This is a genomic window from Celeribacter sp. SCSIO 80788, assembly GCF_051054295.1.
GTDB lineage: Bacteria > Pseudomonadota > Alphaproteobacteria > Rhodobacterales > Rhodobacteraceae > Celeribacter.
Genome location: NZ_CP150482.1, coordinates 425,146 through 442,314, shown reverse-complemented (window position 1 = coordinate 442,314; position 17,169 = coordinate 425,146). Strand labels below are relative to the sequence as shown.

Genomic DNA, 17,169 nt, shown 5'->3' with positions numbered 1-17,169 from the left:
CAAAAGTTTTCAAAATGCCCTTTTTAAACTCGCTTGGCACAAATATTGTGCATGCATATGCGAATCCTGTGGGCGTTTTACGCCCCCTCAGGTTAGTCGATTGTGACCGCATAAGAGAAATGGTCTGACAGTCAGCGAACGAAGTTTAGGGAGTCGAAGGTCCATGAAAAAGATCGAAGCTGTGATCAAGCCCTTCAAGCTCGACGAAGTGAAAGAGGCGCTGCAAGAGATCGGCGTGCAAGGTCTTTCCGTGGTCGAGGTCAAAGGGTTCGGGCGCCAGAAAGGCCACACGGAGCTGTACCGCGGCGCGGAATATGTCGTGGACTTCCTGCCGAAAGTGAAAATCGAGGTCGTCCTCTCCGACGATCAGGTCGACGGCGCCATTGAGGCGATCGTGACCGCGGCCAAGACCGACAAGATCGGCGACGGCAAGATTTTCGTCTCGCCTGTCGAACAGGCGATCCGTATCCGCACTGGCGAGTCTGGCGAAGACGCGCTTTAAGGAAGGCGCCGGGCGCGACGCAGGGGACCCTGGCGCGTGCCTTTCGCCACAAACGCAATAACTCAACCAAAGGGATAAGGTCGAATTATGAGCATCCAAGACGTTCTCAAGACCATGAAAGACGAAGACGTCCAGTACGTCGACGTCCGTTTTACCGACCCGCGCGGTAAGCTGCAGCACGTGACGCTGCGCCACACCGAAGTGGACGAAGACTTCTTCGAAGAAGGCTTCATGTTCGATGGGTCCTCCATCGCCGGCTGGAAGTCGATCGACCAGTCCGACATGAAACTGATCCCCGATCCGGAGTCCGTGTACATCGACCCGTTCTATGCCGAGAAAACCCTCTGCGTGCACTGCACCGTGGTCGAGCCGGACACCGGCGAATCCTACGACCGCGATCCGCGCGGCTGTGCGCAGCGCGCAGAAGCCTACCTGAAATCCTCCGGCATCGGCGACACGTTCTACTGCGGTCCGGAAGCCGAATTCTTCCTGTTCGACGACGTGCGTTACGCCGTGACCCCGAACAAGGTGGCCTATGAGATCGACGCCGATGGCGCCGCCTGGAACACCGACGCCGAATTCGAAATGGGCAACCTCGGCCACCGTCCGGGCTACAAAGGCGGCTACTTCCCGGTGAACCCGTCCGACGACGGCCAGGACATCCGTGGCGAAATGCTGACCACCATGGCCAACATGGGCATGAAGGTCGACAAACACCACCACGAGGTGGCAACGTCGCAGCACGAGCTTGGCATGATCTTCGGCACGCTCACCGAGCAAGCCGACAACCTGCAAAAATACAAATACGTGATCCACAACGTGGCTTTGGCCTATGGCCGTTCCGCCACCTTCATGCCGAAGCCGATCAAGGGCGACAACGGCTCGGGCATGCACGTGAACATGTCGATCTGGAAAGACGGCAAGCCGCTCTTCGCTGGCGACAAATATGCCGATCTCTCCGACGAAGCCCTGTGGTTCATCGGCGGCATCCTGAAGCACGCGAAAGCTCTGAACGCCTTCACCAACCCGTCCACCAACTCCTACAAGCGTCTGATCCCGGGCTTCGAAGCTCCGGTTCTGCGCGCCTACTCCGCTCGCAACCGCTCTGGCTGCGTGCGTATTCCGTGGTCGGAATCCCCGAAGGCGAAACGCGTGGAAGCCCGCTTCCCCGATCCGTCCTCGAACCCGTACCTGTGCTTCGCGGCCCTGCTGATGGCTGGCCTCGACGGCATCAAGAACAAGATCGATCCGGGCCCCTCGTCCGACAAAGACCTCTACGATCTGCCGCCGGAAGAACTGGCCGAGATCCCGACCGTCTGCGGTTCGCTGCGTGAAGCGCTCGAAGAGCTGGAAAAAGACATGGACTTCCTGCTTGCTGGCGACGTGTTCACCAAGAGCCAGGTCGAAGGCTACATGGACCTCAAGTGGGAAGAGGTTTATGCCTTCGAACACACCCCGCACCCGGTCGAGTACGAAATGTACTACTCCTGCTAATCGGCAGCGGTTTTCAGACTTTGGAAAGGGCTCCCTCTCGGGGGCCCTTTTCTTTTGCTCGCTTCTCTGGCTTTCTCCCTCCATGATCCACCTGCGCCCCCATCATCTCCTCTGTCTGCTCACCTATGTCGGCAAGGGCTATTCACCCGCCTTCGTCGCTGGATATGACCGGATCGTTACGCGGTTAAACGCGGGCGAGGAGGTCGAAATCGTGGAGGGCCCGGACGACATTTGCGCGCCCATTGCCTGTGACCTGCACGAACATTGCCATGGCAGCTCGGTGATCTCGCGGGACGCTTTGGCGGCGCGGGATGTGGGCCGGGTTCTGGAGCAGGGCATCTCTCCGGGCGCCAAACTGGTGCTTGGCCCCGAGAGGCTCGCGACGCTGAGGGCCGCCTTTGCCCAAGGCGATGTCCGAACCGCCTGCCGGGGCTGCGAATGGTCCGATCTGTGCACGCAAGTTGCCCGGTCCGGGTTTCCGAATGTCCGTCTCTTGAGCTGATCACCCGCATCTGACCGGCGAGCGCGCGCTTCCGTCCGGTGAATCGTTTACCTTTTGTTAACCTTTGTTAAGATCGGACGTCATTTTAACGGACCCATTGCCATGAAACCCCTTCTCCTGGCCCTTTGCCTGCTCGCTCCTGTCGTAGCTTTCGCCGACAGCGCTCCAAGATCCACGACGCCCGACCACCAGTCAGAGCTCCGGCCCGATCTCTTGCAAAACCTGTTGTCACCTGAGGTGCAGAACGGGGCAACGCCCTACCTCGCCGCCTGCTGCAAAGTGTGCCACAAGGGCAAAGCCTGCGGCAACAGTTGCATCAATCGCGACAAGGCCTGTCATCAGCCTCCGGGCTGCGCCTGCGACGGCTGAATTGCGAGACACTTACGTAATCCTTGCGCGGCCCTTTGACCCGCCATTGCGCAGACCAGAGCGGCCAGCCGGAGAAATCATAGCGCACGGCATAGGCATCCGGGGCGCAATCGTGATCGGCTGCGGGTGATGCGGCGTTCGGATCGAAACGGTGAAAGAACCGCCCGTCGTCGAAGAATACCGCGATCCCATCCGGATCGCTCCGCCAGAAATAACGCCGCTCCGCCGTAAAGCCCCCTTCCCGCCCCGGCAAGATCAGCGTGCCGCTCTCGGTACAGAGCAAACCGTCGTCCTGCGGAGTAAACCGGCAATAGCCTTCAAGCCGGGCCGTGCCGCCCGCCAATGCATCCTCAATGTGTCGCGACAGTCGCCACGCGCCCGCGAAATCGTTCAGTGTGATCATGCCGCCTTATAGCCCGCCGTGCCGCTCCTTGGCGAGACGCTCAAGCGCACTGGCACTGTCACGCACGGCCTGCACCTCTTCATGGCCCCAATGACGGCGATGGGTATCGACAGCGGAAATCCCGCCGAACACCCCTCCCTGAAACCGGCAGGGCACGCCGATATAGGCCATGATTCCCATCACCGACACCGCCCCCGTATCCTTGATCAGCGGATGCACGAGCGTGTCATCAACGACAATTTCGCGACCGAGGTCCACCACGAGATGCCCAATGGTGTGCTCCGGCATCAGAACCCGCTCAAGCGACCGCCCCATCGGGTGATTGGTGTTGGCCAGCACCTCGAGTTGGATTCCGGCGTCTGAAGGTTGCGCACGGTAAACCAGCACGCCGGAAGGCGCGATCTGCGCATGGAGACCGTCTGCGATCTCCCTCACCTGAGGGTCGCCGTAATCAAACACGAAAAGATGGCCATCCCGAAAGCCGAAAAGCACTTGGCAACGGGCATGCGACGCGGGCCGGTTGCGAAAGGCTTCTCCTGTCCGGCAATCTACCACGCAAAGCCTCAGGTCCCAACGTGTTTTGCGCGGGCTCCGGCTTGCGCGCGAAGCCCCTTCGCCGTAAGAGACCCGCAACGCGTTCTGTATAGGAAAGGCCTGCCGATGATCCCCCGTTACGCCCGCAAAGAGATGGTCGACATCTGGGAACCCGCCACCAAGTTCAAGATCTGGTACGAGATCGAGGCCCATGCCTGCGACGCCCAAGCGAAACTTGGCGTGATCCCGCAGGAAAACGCGGATGCGGTTTGGAAAGCCAAGGATGTCGAATTCGACGTCGACCGCATCGACGAGATCGAGGCCGTCACCAAACATGACGTCATCGCCTTTCTCACCCACCTCGCCGAACATGTCGGCTCGGAAGAGGCCCGCTTCGTCCACCAAGGGATGACCTCGTCGGACGTTCTCGACACCTGCCTCAACGTCCAGCTCGTGCGCGCCGCCGACCTCCTTTTGGTCGGCATCGACAAGGTCCTGGCCGCGCTCAAGACCCGCGCGCTGGAGCATAAATACACCGTCCGCGTCGGCCGCTCTCACGGCATTCATGCTGAACCGACCACCATGGGCCTGACCTTCGCGCGATTCTACGCCGAGATGGATCGCAACAAGAACCGTCTTGAGAAAGCCAAATGGGAGATTGCCACCGGCGCGATCTCCGGCGCGGTCGGCACCTTCGCCAATATCGACCCGGCGGTCGAAGAGCATGTCTGCGAGAAAATGGGCCTGCGCCCGGAGCCGATCTCGACCCAAGTCATCCCGCGCGACCGTCACGCCATGTTCTTTGCCACTTTGGGCGTCATCGCCTCCTCGATCGAGAACATTGCGATTGAAATCCGCCACATGCAGCGCACCGAAGTGCTCGAAGGCGCGGAGTTCTTCTCCATGGGCCAAAAAGGCTCCTCGGCCATGCCGCACAAGAAGAACCCGGTCCTGACCGAGAACCTCACCGGTCTGGCGCGTCTGGTGCGCATGACCGTCGTGCCCGCCATGGAAAACGTGGCGCTCTGGCACGAACGCGATATTTCGCACTCTTCTGTGGAGCGCGGCATCGGCCCGGACGCCACTGTGACCCTCGATTTCGCACTCAACCGTCTCGCCGGTGTGGTCGAGAAGATGTTGATCTTCCCGGACAACATGCTGGCCAATATGAACAAATTCCCGGGTCTGGTGATGTCGCAGCGCGTGTTGCTGGCGCTCACCCAGGCCGGTGTGTCGCGCGAGGATGCCTATACGATGGTGCAGCGCAACGCCTTGAAAGTCTGGGAAGATCGCGTCGATTTCCGCGAACAGCTTCTGGCCGACAAGGACGTGGTCGCAGCCCTTGGCGTCGACGGGATCAATTCGAAATTCGACATGGACTACCACACCAAACACGTCGACACGATCTTCAAACGGGTTTTTGGCGAGTAAACTCGCCGGGCTGGGTGTTCGGCGAATAAGCCCGACACAGCGGCAAGTGCAAAACCCTGAGAAAATCACCGATTCTGTGATACGATCTCCCGAAGGCCACCACGCTTTCGGGAGATTTTCATGTTGAAATACACGCTTCTCGCCTTTGCCCTGCTCATGCCCCTTTCCAACCCGCTCGCGGCGCAGGATTTCACCTGCCCCCATGAACAAAAGCTCGCGTCCTGCGCTGAGGGTTACACTTGGGATAAGGAAACCGGCACCTGCGTCGAGCAGATCGTCGGATAACACACAATTTTCGGCAAATTTCCGTCCGTTAGTCACCTCCCGTTAAGCCTCATCGACGATGTTGGGCTGAACCAAAGACTGAATCGCGAGTGAGGCGCGTGTGGACGGATTGCCGCAAATGAATGACATGGGAAGCCTGCCCGATCTCGGGAACTTTGGCGCAATACCGGATTTTGACCTGCCCTCGCCCGTGTCGCGCATGCCCGCGCGCCTGTCGAAAAAGGCCAAGGCGGCGATCATCGTTAAATTGTTGGCCGCGCAGGAGGTCAAACTGCCGCTTGCCAGTTTTCCAGAGGAAATGCAGGTCGAGTTGGCGCATCAACTGACCGAGCTGCGCTATATCGACAAGCATACGTTGACCTCCGTCGTCGAGGAATTCCTCGAAGAGATCGAAGCCATCGGCCTGTCCTTCCCCGGCGGGCTGGAGGGCGCTTTGAAAGTGCTCGATGGCACGATTTCCGCCACGACCGCCTCGAAACTGCGCTCGAACGCCGGGTTTTCTCTGACGGGCGATCCGTGGCAGCGCATTGCCGACGTGGAAATCCCCCGGCTTTTGCCGATCCTGCAAGAGGAAAGCGTCGAGGTGGGTGCGGTGCTCTTGTCGAAACTCAAGGTCTCGAAAGCCGCTCAGCTCATGTCCATGCTGCCCGGCGAGCGCGCCCGCCGTGTCGCCTATGCGATCTCTCTGACCTCCGGCGTTTCCCCCGAGGTGGTGCAGCGCATCGGCATTTCGCTCGCGGCCCAACTCGACGCCCAACCCTCTGCCGCCTTTCCCGAAGAGCCGCCGGAACGGGTCGGCGCGATCCTCAACTTCTCGTCGTCGAGCACCCGCGACGGGGTGCTCGAAGGGCTCGATGAAACCGACAAGGATTTCGCCGACGAAGTGCGCAAGAACATCTTCACCTTTGCCAATATCGCCACCCGCATCGACCCGCGCGATGTCGCCAAAGTGGTGCGCGGTGTCGAGCAGGATGTGCTGATCAAAGCGCTCGCGGGCGCCACCGGCGAGGCGGCAGCCTCCACCGAGTTCATCCTCACCAACATGTCGAAACGCATGGCCGAAAGTCTGCGCGAAGAGATGGACAATCTCGGCAAGGTCAAGGACAGCGATGCCGAGGAGGCAATGAACGCCGTGGTTGCGGGCATCCGCGATCTCGAGGCCACCGGGGAGATTTTCCTTCTGACCGGGGACGACTGACCCCACGCACCACCCCGACCGCACAGTTCGGCGGCGATTTGATCGTATGGACAAACCCGCCGTGCGCCCCTAGCGTCGCGCGATGATCTGGTTTTCCCGCCTGCCCGCGCAATCGCGTGGCATCCTCTATATGCTGATGTCCGTCACCGTGTTCTCCTCGATGGACATGACCGCCAAGCTTCTGGGCCAGCGGATCGATCTTTCGCAGGTGCTCTGGGCGCGCTACGGTGGCCAGCTTCTGGTGCTGGTGCTGATCTTTGCGCCCCGGCTGACACGGGCGCTCAGAACCGAACACCCCTGGCTGCAACTCGCGCGCGGGCTGATGCAACTGGGCGCCGCCGCCTGTTTCTTTAGCGCCATCCGCACACAAGGTCTGGCCGAAGCCACCGCCGTCGCCGATCTGGCCCCCGTACTGATCACACTCGGCGCGGCACTTTTGCTGGGCGAAAAAGTCGGACCGCGCCGCATGGCCGGGATCGGGGTGGCTCTGATCGGCGCGCTGATCGTCATTCGACCGGGTGCTGCGGTATTCTCCCCGACCTCGCTCTGGCCCTTGGGTACCGCCGCCTGTCTGGCGGGCTACGCTCTGGCCACCCGCTATATCGGCCTCAAGGAAAGCCCGCTCACCGGACTTTTGTATTCCGGGCTGATCTGCACCGGGGTGATGAGCCTGATTGTACCGTTTCGCTGGGTCGCTCCGGACAGCACCGCCCTGATGCTCATGGTCCTGATCGGTTGTCTCGGCACAGTCGGTCAGTTGATGATGATCCGCGCCTATGCTGTCGTCGAGGCTTCGGCAATTGCGCCGTTTTCCTATGCCGGATTGCTCGCCGCGTCGGGCTGGGGGCTGCTGGTCTTCGGCACGGTCCCGGACGGCTGGACCGTCCTCGGTGCCCTTGTGATCGTGGCCGCCGGGCTCTATGTCTGGCACCGGGAACGCAAGAGCGGCACGGCAGACCCCGTGCCCGAGGAAATGGGGCAGCCATGAAGATCAAACGCGGAGAGATCGAGGGCACGTTGGGCCAGTACCTTGGCAACCTCGCCACGCGCGGTCTCTTGTCCATGGCGCTCGCCCTGCCCTATCGCAGCCGCGTGCGTGCCATGGGCTGGTTCATGGCACATGTCTTTGCGCCACTCGCGGGCTACAACACACGGGTGCGCGCCAACCTGCACCATGTTCTGCCGGAGATGCCGGAAGCGGAGGTCAAACGCCTGATGCGCGCTGTGCCGGACAATGCCGGGCGCACCCTGATCGAGATCTATTCCGGTCCCGAATTCATCGCCCGGATGAAGGACATCCGTTTTGAGGGACCCGGCGCGGACATCCTGCGCGAGGCGCGTGACAACCGTCGCCCCGTGATCCTGCACACCGGGCATTTCGGCAATTACGACGTGCCGCGCGCCGCCCTCATCGCCCATGGCTATGACGTCGGGTCGCTCTACAACCCGATGAAGAACAAGTTTTTCAACGAACATTACGTCAAGGCGATCGGCACCATCGGCCAGCCCCTGTTCCCCCGAGGACGTCGGGGCTATGCGCAATTGCTCAAACATCTGAAATCCGGTGGGATGATCGGGTTTCTCTCGGATGTCTATGTCAACCAGGGCGCGCTCCTGACGTTTTTCGGCCAACCGGCACCCACCGCGCTGTCGGCGGCGGAACTGGCGCTGAAATACGACGCGCTTCTGGTGCCGATCTATGGCGTGCGGCTTGAGGACGGGCTGAATTTCCGGGTTCAGGTCGAGGCCCCGGTGCCGCATACCGCGCCCGAAGACATGGCGCAGGCGCTCAACGACAGCCTCGAGGCGATCACCCGCCAGCACATGGAACAATGGTTCTGGATTCACCGCCGCTGGAAGCCTGAGAAACAGGAGCGCAGGCAGGCAAAGCTTGCGGCCCAGCGTGAGGCGGAACGGCTTCGGGATCAGGAGACCTCTGACGAGGGCGATCGCTAAGCCCTGTTAAGGCTTTAATCGAGACGGCTGGCGGCGAGGATCGGTCCGGGGCCCGTGGGGGTGGCGGCCTGAAGGATCACGGCGACGCTTTCCGGCCCGCGCGCATCGACGGTCAACGCCAGCGGTGCCATGCCGTTCCACTCCGCAAGCGGACGCCATTCGGTGACGATATTGCTGTAATCGACCACCTGCCCGGCGTTTTCGCCACGCTCGATCATCACCCGTTCATGCGGATCGAAGCGCACGACCTGAAGCCGCATCGCGCTCGGCAAAGGCCCCTCCGGTACGGCGGTGATCGACAGGCGTTCACCCTTGCGGACCACGGTGAGATCGACCGGCGCGGGCGGCACGTTCATCTGGCGCATCACCATATCGGCGAGATGCATCGGCTTGGCGCCGACAAGAAAATCCGCGCCCTGCACGATGATCTGCGGCGTGTAGATCGTGCGTTTACCGATGGCATGGGCGTAGGATTTCTGCCGCAGGGTGAATTGCGGCTGGGCAAAATGGTCGCTCCAGCCGATGTAATCCCAGTAATCGACATGCAGCGACAGCGGCAGAATGCCCTCGCGTGTCGCCAACTCGCGCATCATTTCGTCGGCGGGCGGACAGGAGGAACATCCCTGCGAGGTGAAAAGCTCCACCACCACGAGATTGTCGTCCGGGTCGGCGAGCGCGGGCATGGCGGAGAGCGATGCCAGCATGCCAAAGGCCAAAAGGCTCCCACGGGATCGGGGGAGGAAATCGGTCATGGCTGCCAGAATCTGTCGCATAGAGGCTCCGTCGGTTGCCTTACAGGTCTAAGCCGGGATGGGCGCCGAGGCCAATCAAGGATTTGCGAGAAGCTGTTACAGAGCCGCGAAACTGTCCCAAAAGACAGGAAAAGGGCGGCATTTCTGCCGCCCTTCATAGATTTTGCGCTCTGCTATCCGATCAGAAATGCGCGGATTTCGCCGTGCTCGGCACCTGAAGCGGCGGTGCGAATTTGGTCAGATCGATGCCCTCGACCGCCTTCTTGTACTCGTCGAGCGTGGGCGTGCGGCCCAGAATGGCGGACAGAACCACGACCGGGGTCGACGCGAGAAGGCTTTCGCCTTTCTTCTCGGCGCTGTCTTCCACGACGCGGCCCTGGAACAGGCGGGTCGAGGTCGCGAGCACGGTGTCGCCCTTCTCGGCTTTCTCCTGGTTGCCCATGCAGAGGTTACAGCCCGGACGTTCGAGATAGAGCGTGTTCTCGTACTCGGTGCGCGCCTGCGCTTTCGGGAAGAGATCGTCGAACTCGAAGCCGGAGTATTTCTGGAGCACTTCCCAGTCACCTTCGGCTTTCAGCTCGTCGATGATGTTGTAGGTCGGTGCGGCCACCACGAGCGGCGCCTTGAATTCGACCTTGCCGGTCTCTTTCTCGAGGTTCTTGAGCATCTGAGCGACGATTTTCATGTCGCCCTTGTGCACCATGCAGGAGCCCACAAAGCCCAGATCCACCTTCTTCTCGGCACCGTAATAGGAAACCGGACGAATGGTATCGTGGGTGTAGCGCTTGGACACGTCGGCGTTGTTCACGTCCGGGTCGGCGATCATCGGCTCGTCGATCAGGTCGAGATCGACGACAACCTCGGCGAAGTATTTCGCACCTTCGTCCGGGGTCAGCGCCGGTTTTTCACCGGATTTGATCTCGGCAATCCGTTTGTCGGCTTTGTCGATCAGGCCCTGAAGCGTTTTCGCCTCGTTGTCCATGCCCTTGTCGATCATCACCTGGATACGGGATTTCGCCAGTTCCAGCGAGCCGATCAGCGTGTCGTCGTTGGAGATACAGATCGAGGCTTTCGCCTTCATCTCTGCGGTCCAGTCGGTAAAGGTAAAGGCCTGATCGGCGAGCAGCGTGCCGATGTGAACCTCGATCACGCGGCCCTGGAAGACGTTGTCACCGCATTGTTTGAGCATCTGCGCCTGAGTGGCGTGCACCACGTCGCGGAAGTCCATGTAGTCTTTCATTTGACCTTTGAAGGTCACTTTCACGGACTCGGGGATCGGCATGGTGGCCTCACCGGTCGCAAGTGCGAGCGCCACGGTGCCGGAGTCGGCGCCGAAGGCCACACCTTTGGACATCCGGGTGTGGCTGTCGCCGCCCACGATGATGTCCCAGTCGCTCACGGTGATGTCGTTCAGCACCTTGTGGATCACGTCGGTCATGGCGTGATAATGGCTCTCCGGGTCACGCGCGGTGATCAGGCCGAATTTGTTCATGAAGGACATGAGTTTGGGGATATTGGCCTGCGCCTTTTTGTCCCAGACAGACGCGGTGTGACAACCGGACTGATAGGCACCGTCGACGGAGGGCGAAATCACGGTTGCGGCCATGGCTTCGAGCTCTTGGCTGGTCATCAGACCCGTGGTGTCCTGAGAACCGACGATGTTCACTTTGACGCGCACGTCGGACCCGGCCAGAAGCGGCTCTTTCGCGGTGACGCCCACAGCGTTGCGGTTGAAGATTTTCTCAACGGCGGTGAGGCCCTGCCCCGCTTTGGTGATCTCTTTCGAGGGCGCGAAGACGGCAGGCGCTTCGACACCAAGGGTTTCGGCGGCGATGGTCTGAAGTTTCTTGCCGAAAACGACGGCATAGGAGCCACCGGCTTTCATGAACTCGACCTTTTGCGGCGTGAAGGCGGAAGCGATGTCCGCCAGCTCGGTGCCGTCCGCATCGTAGAGCTTTTTGGTTTTGGAGTTGATCGTCAGAACCTTGCCGGTCTCGACAGAGTATTTTTGCTCGAGGATCGGATCGCCATTCTCATCGAGCACGGGTTTGCCGTCTGCATCGGTTTTCTTGACCCAGTTCTTGAGATCGAGCCCGATGCCGCCGGTCACGCCCACGGTGGTGAGGAAGATCGGCGAAATACCGTTGGTCCCGGCCACGACCGGCGCGATGTTCACGAAGGGCACGTAGGGGGAGGCTTGTTTGCCAGTCCAGAGTGCGACGTTGTTCACACCGGACATCCGGGACGAACCCACACCCATGGTACCTTTTTCCGCGATCAGCATGACGCGGGCGTCCGGGTTGGCTTTTTGCAGCGCCTGAATTTCGGCCTGCGCCGCCGGAGTGATCATGCATTTGCCGTGCAGCTCGCGGTCAGAACGCGAGTGCGCCTGGTTGCCCGGGGACAGAAGGTCGGTCGAAATATCGCCTTCTGCGGCGATATAGGTGACGACTTTGATCTCCTCGTCGACCTCCGGCAGCTTGGTGAAGAATTCGGCCTTGGCGTAGCTTTCCAAGATGTCTTTGGCGACGGCATTGCCCGCCTCATAGGCGGCTTTCAGGCGGTCGGTGTCGGCTTCGTAGAGGAAGACCTGCGTCTTGAGAACGTCACCGGCTTTGGCGGCCAGAGCGGCGGCGTCGCCCAGCGCGATGTCCAAGAGAACCTCAACAGACGGCCCGCCCTTCATGTGGGACAGCAGTTCAAACGCGAAATCCGGGGTGATTTCGGCCACGGCGACTTCGCCCAGAATGATTTTTTTGAGGAAAGCCGCTTTTACACCCGCCGCCGAGGTCGTGCCCGGCAGGGTGTTGTAGATGAAAAAGTTCAGCGCGTCTTTGCGGTGCGCGTTGCCCTCATCTTCGATCAGGGTGATCAGCTCGGCGACCAGCGCGCCATCGTCGATGGGCTTCGGGTGCAGACCCTCGCCTTTGCGCGTTTCGATCTCGGTTAGGTAGTCGGTGTACAAGCTCATGACGATCCCTGACATTTGGTGACAGACGGTAGTGACGAAAAGACGGAAAGCCGGGACCACCAGCATGGCGCGAAACCCGACTCTCCAATTTGTATGCAAAAGTATACCATGCGAAATCCGGTTGCAAGATGTTCAGCACCGGCAAGGCATATTCTCTGCGATATTTTCCTCCCTTCTCTGCACGAAAACACCCCCTCCCCACAAGAGCACGGCGCTTTGTGCAGGAATGCTCAGCATCATGGACAAACCCCGCAAAAGGACTAAGTTTCCCCCAGCACCACGCAGGCGGAATCACGATGGTTCCGCCACGCAGTTTCACATATCCGGAGGTCCAAATGACTGTTGTTGTCGGTCAAGATACCGCAAAAACCCGCCGCGAGCTTGAGGTGAACGGACAGAAAATCGCCTATTATTCGATCCCCGCCGCGCAAGACGCCGGCTTTGGCGATTTCTCCAAACTCCCCGCCTCGTTGAAAGTCGTTCTGGAGAACATCCTGCGCTTCGAGGATGGCGGCTTTTCCGTCTCCACGGATGACATCAAGGCCTTTTCTGAGTGGGCCGAGAAAGGCGGGCAGAACCCGCGTGAGATCGCCTATCGCCCGGCCCGCGTCTTGATGCAGGATTTCACCGGCGTGCCCGCCGTGGTCGATCTGGCCGCCATGCGCGACGGCATTCTGGGCCTCGGTGGCGACGCCAAGAAAATCAACCCGCTCGTCCCCGTCGATCTGGTGATCGACCACTCCGTGATGATCGACGAATTCGGCAACCCGCGCGCCTTCCAGATGAACGTCGACCGGGAATACGAGCGCAACATGGAGCGCTACCAGTTCCTCAAATGGGGTCAGACCGCGTTCGAGAACTTCCGCGTCGTGCCGCCGGGCACCGGGATTTGTCACCAGGTGAACGTCGAATATCTAGCGCAAACCGTCTGGACCGACAAGGATCAGGACGGCATCGAAGTCGCCTACCCCGACACACTCGTCGGCACCGACAGCCACACCACCATGGTCAACGGGCTTGCCGTTCTGGGCTGGGGCGTTGGCGGGATCGAGGCGGAGGCCGCCATGCTCGGCCAGCCGATTTCCATGCTGATCCCCGAGGTTGTGGGCTTCAAACTCACCGGCGAGATGGTCGAGGGCACCACCGGCACGGACTTGGTGCTCAAGGTCGTGGAAATGCTGCGCAAACACGGCGTCGTTGGCAAATTCGTCGAATTCTACGGCGAAGGTCTCGACAAGCTGCCGCTCGCACAACGCGCCACCATTGCCAACATGGCACCGGAATATGGCGCAACCTGTGGCTTCTTCCCGATCGACGCCGAAACCCTGCGCTACCTGCGCCAGACCGGCCGCGACGAAGACCGTATCGCTTTGGTCGAAGCCTATGCCAAGGAAAACGGCTTCTGGCGCGGGGCGGAGTACGACCCGATCTACACCTCGACGCTGCATCTCGACATGGGCACCATCGTTCCGGCGATCTCCGGCCCGAAACGCCCGCAGGATTATGTCGCCCTCACCGAAGCGGCCTCGTCTTTCGCGAAAGTGGTCGCGGATTATCGTGGCATCGACGTGTCGGATGCCGCCAAGGATATGTTGGACGAAGGCCCCGCTGCGACGAAATCCGTCGATGTGCGCAAATCGCAAGCCGTCAAAGGCAAGGATTTCGATCTGCATGACGGTTCGGTGGTGATCGCCTCGATCACCTCCTGCACCAACACCTCGAACCCCTATGTGATGATCGGCGCGGGTCTTGTGGCCCGTAAAGCGCGCGCGCTTGGTCTCAACCGCAAGCCTTGGGTGAAAACCTCGCTCGCGCCGGGGTCTCAGGTCGTGACCGAATATCTTGAGGCCGCCGGTCTGCAAGAGGACCTCGACGCCATCGGCTTCAACCTTGTGGGTTATGGCTGCACCACCTGTATCGGCAACTCCGGCCCCATCGCGCCCGAGTTCTCCGAGGCCATCGCGGAAGGCGATCTGATCGCCACCTCCGTTCTGTCCGGCAACCGCAACTTCGAGGGCCGTATCAGCCCCGACGTGCGCGCCAACTACCTCGCCTCCCCGCCGCTCGTCGTGGCCTATGCCTTGGCGGGCGACATGAACATCGACCTCAGCTCCGAACCGCTCGGGCAGGACAAGGACGGCAACGATGTCTTCCTGAAAGACATCTGGCCGACCAACGCCGAAATCTCGGAACTCGTCGACAAGACCGTAACCCGCGAGGCCTTCCTCAGGAAATACGCCGATGTGTTCAAAGGCGATGAGAAATGGCAGGGCGTGAAGGTTTCCGGCGGCGAGACCTACGACTGGCCGCCAGAGTCGACCTATATCCAGAACCCGCCCTACTTCCAGGGCATGGGCGCGGAGAAAGGCTCGATCAAAAACATCGAGAACGCGAAAGTGATGCTCATCCTCGGCGATATGGTCACCACCGACCACATCTCTCCGGCCGGTTCGTTCAAGGAAAGCACCCCTGCGGGCAAATTCCTCACCGAACACGGCGTGCCGGTCCGCGAGTTCAACTCCTACGGCTCGCGGCGCGGCAATCACGAGATCATGATGCGTGGCACCTTCGCCAACATCCGGATCAAGAACGAGATGCTCGACGGGGTTGAAGGCGGCTACACCAAAGGCCCGGACGGGGAACAGACTTCGGTCTTCGAGGCCTCCATGGCCTATCAGGCCCAAGGCACGCCGCTCGTCGTGTTCGGCGGCGAGCAATATGGCGCGGGCTCCTCGCGCGACTGGGCCGCGAAAGGCACCGCACTCTTGGGCGTCAAAGCCGTGATCGCGGAAAGCTTCGAGCGTATCCACCGCTCGAACCTGGTCGGCATGGGCGTGGTTCCGTTCGAATTCACCGGCGGCGACACGCGCAAAACGCTGGGCCTCAAGGGCGACGAAACCATCACCATTCTGGGCCTCGACACGGTCAAACCGCTTGAGACGCTCGATTGCGCGATCACCTATGGCGACGGGTCGACCAAGACGATCAAGGTCAAGTGCCGCATCGATACCCAGCCGGAGATCGAATATATCGAGAACGGCGGTGTGCTGCATTATGTGCTGCGGAATTTGGCGAAGTCGTAAGCAAAGCGCGCCAGAGACGATGACAAAGCCCCGTGGAAACGCGGGGCTTTTGTTTTGAGTATTTGTGCAACAAAGGAAACGGGTTAGGTTTTTCTTAAAAAGGAGAACGGGATGCGGATTGGAACGATTTTGGCGGGCGGGCTGATGCTTTGGGCTCAGGGGGCTTATGCAGACTATGAGACCTGTGTCAGTCTTGATGCCAATACGCGCCCGGTCGAGGTGGTAGACACCTGCACGGCAGTGCTGGCGACAAAACTGTCGGAGTATGAACGCGCGGAAGCCTTGGCCGCGCGCGGGGTGGCTTGGCGGCAACTGGGCGAGAACGGCAAATCTCTCAAAGACTTGCGACAGGCGAAACGTCTTGAGCCCTCGCATAACACGCAGCGGATGCTGGCTTGGACCTGGCATGAGCTTGGCTATGACAAGACCTCGGAATGGCTTTACACGCGGGTTCTGAAAGAAGCGCCGACGATGCAGGGCTATCTGTCGCGCTGCGTGGTGCGGCTTGATCTCGGCAAGGATGCGTTGGCGGTTGAGGATTGCGGCGAGGCGATGGATCGTGACAGTGAAAGCGAGGACGTGACCTATTTCTACGCCCGCGCACTGAATATGACGGACCGCCCGCAGGACGCGCTTGAGGTGGCGCAGCGGGGGCTGGAGTTCCATGCCAAGACCAGTGCGCGCCTGCATGTGCAAAAGGCGATTGCGCTGGTCGGTCTTGAACGGGCGGATGAGGCGATTGCAACCGCCAGGGCCGCACAGAAACGCTTCCCGCAGGACGAGAGCCTCGCCAAGTTTTTGGCGCTTGCCGAAGACTGGTAATCAGTCCGCCAGCCGGATCGGGCGTTCGTCCAAGGCGGCGGCCTGTTCCGGGCTTAACGCTTCGGGCAGCACCACCTGCGTGTGGATGGTAAACACCACCGCGCGGGTCTCCGGCAGGCGCACGAGGCTTTGGCGTTCGACGCGGATGTATTTCGACGTATTCGTGCCGTGGCGCAGCTCGCCCTCGGATCGCGGATCGCAGAGATGCGCATCAGAGCGCGAGGCGGTGCCGCGCATCAAACCGCGCCCGACCTGCACGCCGTTCATCATCCTTTGCACGCGCATGGCGAGATCGGGCGTGTAGACCTCAATCGGTTTGTGAATGCGGAGCATGGGCTTCATGAATTTCTGCGGCAGACGCCAGCCGGAGGGGAAACAAAGCACCCCGCCCGTGAGCACGCTTTCATCGGTTTCGCCCGTCGGGTCGGGTTGCATCAGACAAATGTCGCATTGCAAAAGCCGCCCCATCGTCTGCATCGGGTGATCGCGGTCAAGCGGCACTGTGACACCATCGGGGCGCGTAACCTCCGCCTCGGACAGCACAAAGCCAAGCCCCGGCAACATCCCGAGCAACATATCGAACAGCTCCAGCGCGGCGGGCCGGGCACTTTCATCGAGGGCGACAACCTCCTCCGGCCTCGTCAGGATCAGGTGATCGCGGAGTGCCATTTGCCCGCCGTAAGCCGTATCGACTTCGAGCCAGTCGGAAAGCTCAAACGGGATCACCCCCGGCAACCGCGCCGTGCGCGGGTCGGCCCAGGGGGCAAAGCTCAGTTTTGTCTGTAGAATCGGGTCCATAGCCAGATGCTGCGCCGGTTTACGCGGCATCGGAAGAGGCCAGTCGCACGCATCCTTGAGACCAGCCGC

At 60.8% G+C, this 17,169-nt stretch carries 15 protein-coding genes; 10 read left to right on the top strand and 5 right to left on the bottom strand.

Going from position 1 to position 17,169, the window contains the following annotated elements; translation table 11 throughout:
* The first annotated feature begins 163 nt into the window (after positions 1-163).
* From V1471_RS02405 to V1471_RS02395, 3 genes are all read left to right on the top strand, one after another.
* Positions 164-502, top strand: coding sequence for a P-II family nitrogen regulator (locus tag V1471_RS02405; protein WP_066708988.1), 339 nt, complete (start codon positions 164-166; stop codon positions 500-502).
* An 87-nt stretch (positions 503-589) separates the two neighbouring features.
* Positions 590-1,996, top strand: a complete 1,407-nt coding sequence (glnA, locus tag V1471_RS02400) for a type I glutamate--ammonia ligase (protein ID WP_434286705.1) — start codon at positions 590-592, stop codon at positions 1,994-1,996.
* 82 nt (positions 1,997-2,078) lie between these two features.
* Positions 2,079-2,498: a DUF1284 domain-containing protein gene (locus V1471_RS02395; RefSeq protein ID WP_434286704.1), complete on the top strand. Its 420-nt coding sequence runs from the start codon at positions 2,079-2,081 to the stop codon at positions 2,496-2,498.
* Between the two features lie 316 nt (positions 2,499-2,814).
* On the opposite strand, the gene V1471_RS02390 is transcribed toward V1471_RS02395, so the two are convergent.
* Together V1471_RS02390 and V1471_RS02385 are read right to left on the bottom strand one after the other, a co-directional pair.
* Positions 2,815-3,270, bottom strand: coding sequence for a DUF6314 family protein (locus tag V1471_RS02390; protein ID WP_434286703.1), 456 nt, complete (start codon positions 3,268-3,270; stop codon positions 2,815-2,817).
* 6 nt (positions 3,271-3,276) lie between these two features.
* Positions 3,277-3,705, bottom strand: coding sequence for a GAF domain-containing protein (locus tag V1471_RS02385; RefSeq protein ID WP_434286702.1), 429 nt, complete (start codon positions 3,703-3,705; stop codon positions 3,277-3,279).
* A gap of 225 nt (positions 3,706-3,930) precedes the next feature.
* Here V1471_RS02385 and purB point away from each other — a divergent pair, with 225 nt between their 5' ends.
* From purB to V1471_RS02360, 5 genes are all read left to right on the top strand, one after another.
* On the top strand, positions 3,931-5,235 hold the full coding sequence (purB, locus tag V1471_RS02380) for an adenylosuccinate lyase (RefSeq protein ID WP_434286701.1): 1,305 nt from the start codon (positions 3,931-3,933) through the stop codon (positions 5,233-5,235).
* A 120-nt stretch (positions 5,236-5,355) separates the two neighbouring features.
* Entirely contained in the window at positions 5,356-5,520 is a 165-nt protein-coding gene (locus tag V1471_RS02375) for a hypothetical protein (RefSeq protein WP_434286700.1), read from the top strand.
* A 118-nt stretch (positions 5,521-5,638) separates the two neighbouring features.
* Positions 5,639-6,718, top strand: coding sequence for a flagellar motor switch protein FliG (locus V1471_RS02370; protein WP_434286699.1), 1,080 nt, complete (start codon positions 5,639-5,641; stop codon positions 6,716-6,718).
* A gap of 82 nt (positions 6,719-6,800) precedes the next feature.
* On the top strand, positions 6,801-7,706 hold the full coding sequence (locus V1471_RS02365; protein WP_434286698.1) for a DMT family transporter: 906 nt from the start codon (positions 6,801-6,803) through the stop codon (positions 7,704-7,706).
* On the top strand, positions 7,703-8,674 hold the full coding sequence (locus V1471_RS02360; protein WP_434286697.1) for a lysophospholipid acyltransferase family protein: 972 nt from the start codon (positions 7,703-7,705) through the stop codon (positions 8,672-8,674). The genes V1471_RS02365 and V1471_RS02360 overlap by 4 nt, the downstream gene beginning before the upstream one ends.
* Positions 8,675-8,688: 14 nt before the next feature.
* On the opposite strand, the gene V1471_RS02355 is transcribed toward V1471_RS02360, so the two are convergent.
* Together V1471_RS02355 and V1471_RS02350 are read right to left on the bottom strand one after the other, a co-directional pair.
* Positions 8,689-9,447: a DUF1223 domain-containing protein gene (locus V1471_RS02355; protein ID WP_434286696.1), complete on the bottom strand. Its 759-nt coding sequence runs from the start codon at positions 9,445-9,447 to the stop codon at positions 8,689-8,691.
* Positions 9,448-9,607: 160 nt separating this feature from the next.
* Positions 9,608-12,397, bottom strand: coding sequence for a bifunctional aconitate hydratase 2/2-methylisocitrate dehydratase (locus V1471_RS02350; RefSeq protein WP_434286695.1), 2,790 nt, complete (start codon positions 12,395-12,397; stop codon positions 9,608-9,610).
* 335 nt (positions 12,398-12,732) lie between these two features.
* Between V1471_RS02350 and acnA the strand changes: the two genes are divergently transcribed.
* Positions 12,733-15,480 (top strand): aconitate hydratase AcnA, encoded by a 2,748-nt coding sequence (gene acnA, locus V1471_RS02345; RefSeq protein ID WP_434286694.1) that lies wholly within the window; start codon positions 12,733-12,735, stop codon positions 15,478-15,480.
* Positions 15,481-15,591: 111 nt separating this feature from the next.
* On the top strand, positions 15,592-16,302 hold the full coding sequence (locus V1471_RS02340; protein WP_434286693.1) for a tetratricopeptide repeat protein: 711 nt from the start codon (positions 15,592-15,594) through the stop codon (positions 16,300-16,302).
* Here V1471_RS02340 and V1471_RS02335 read toward each other — a convergent pair whose 3' ends face one another.
* A complete protein-coding gene (locus V1471_RS02335) occupies positions 16,303-17,130 on the bottom strand; it encodes a heme-dependent oxidative N-demethylase family protein (protein WP_434286692.1) in 828 nt (275 codons plus the stop codon).
* Positions 17,131-17,169 lie beyond the last annotated feature (39 nt).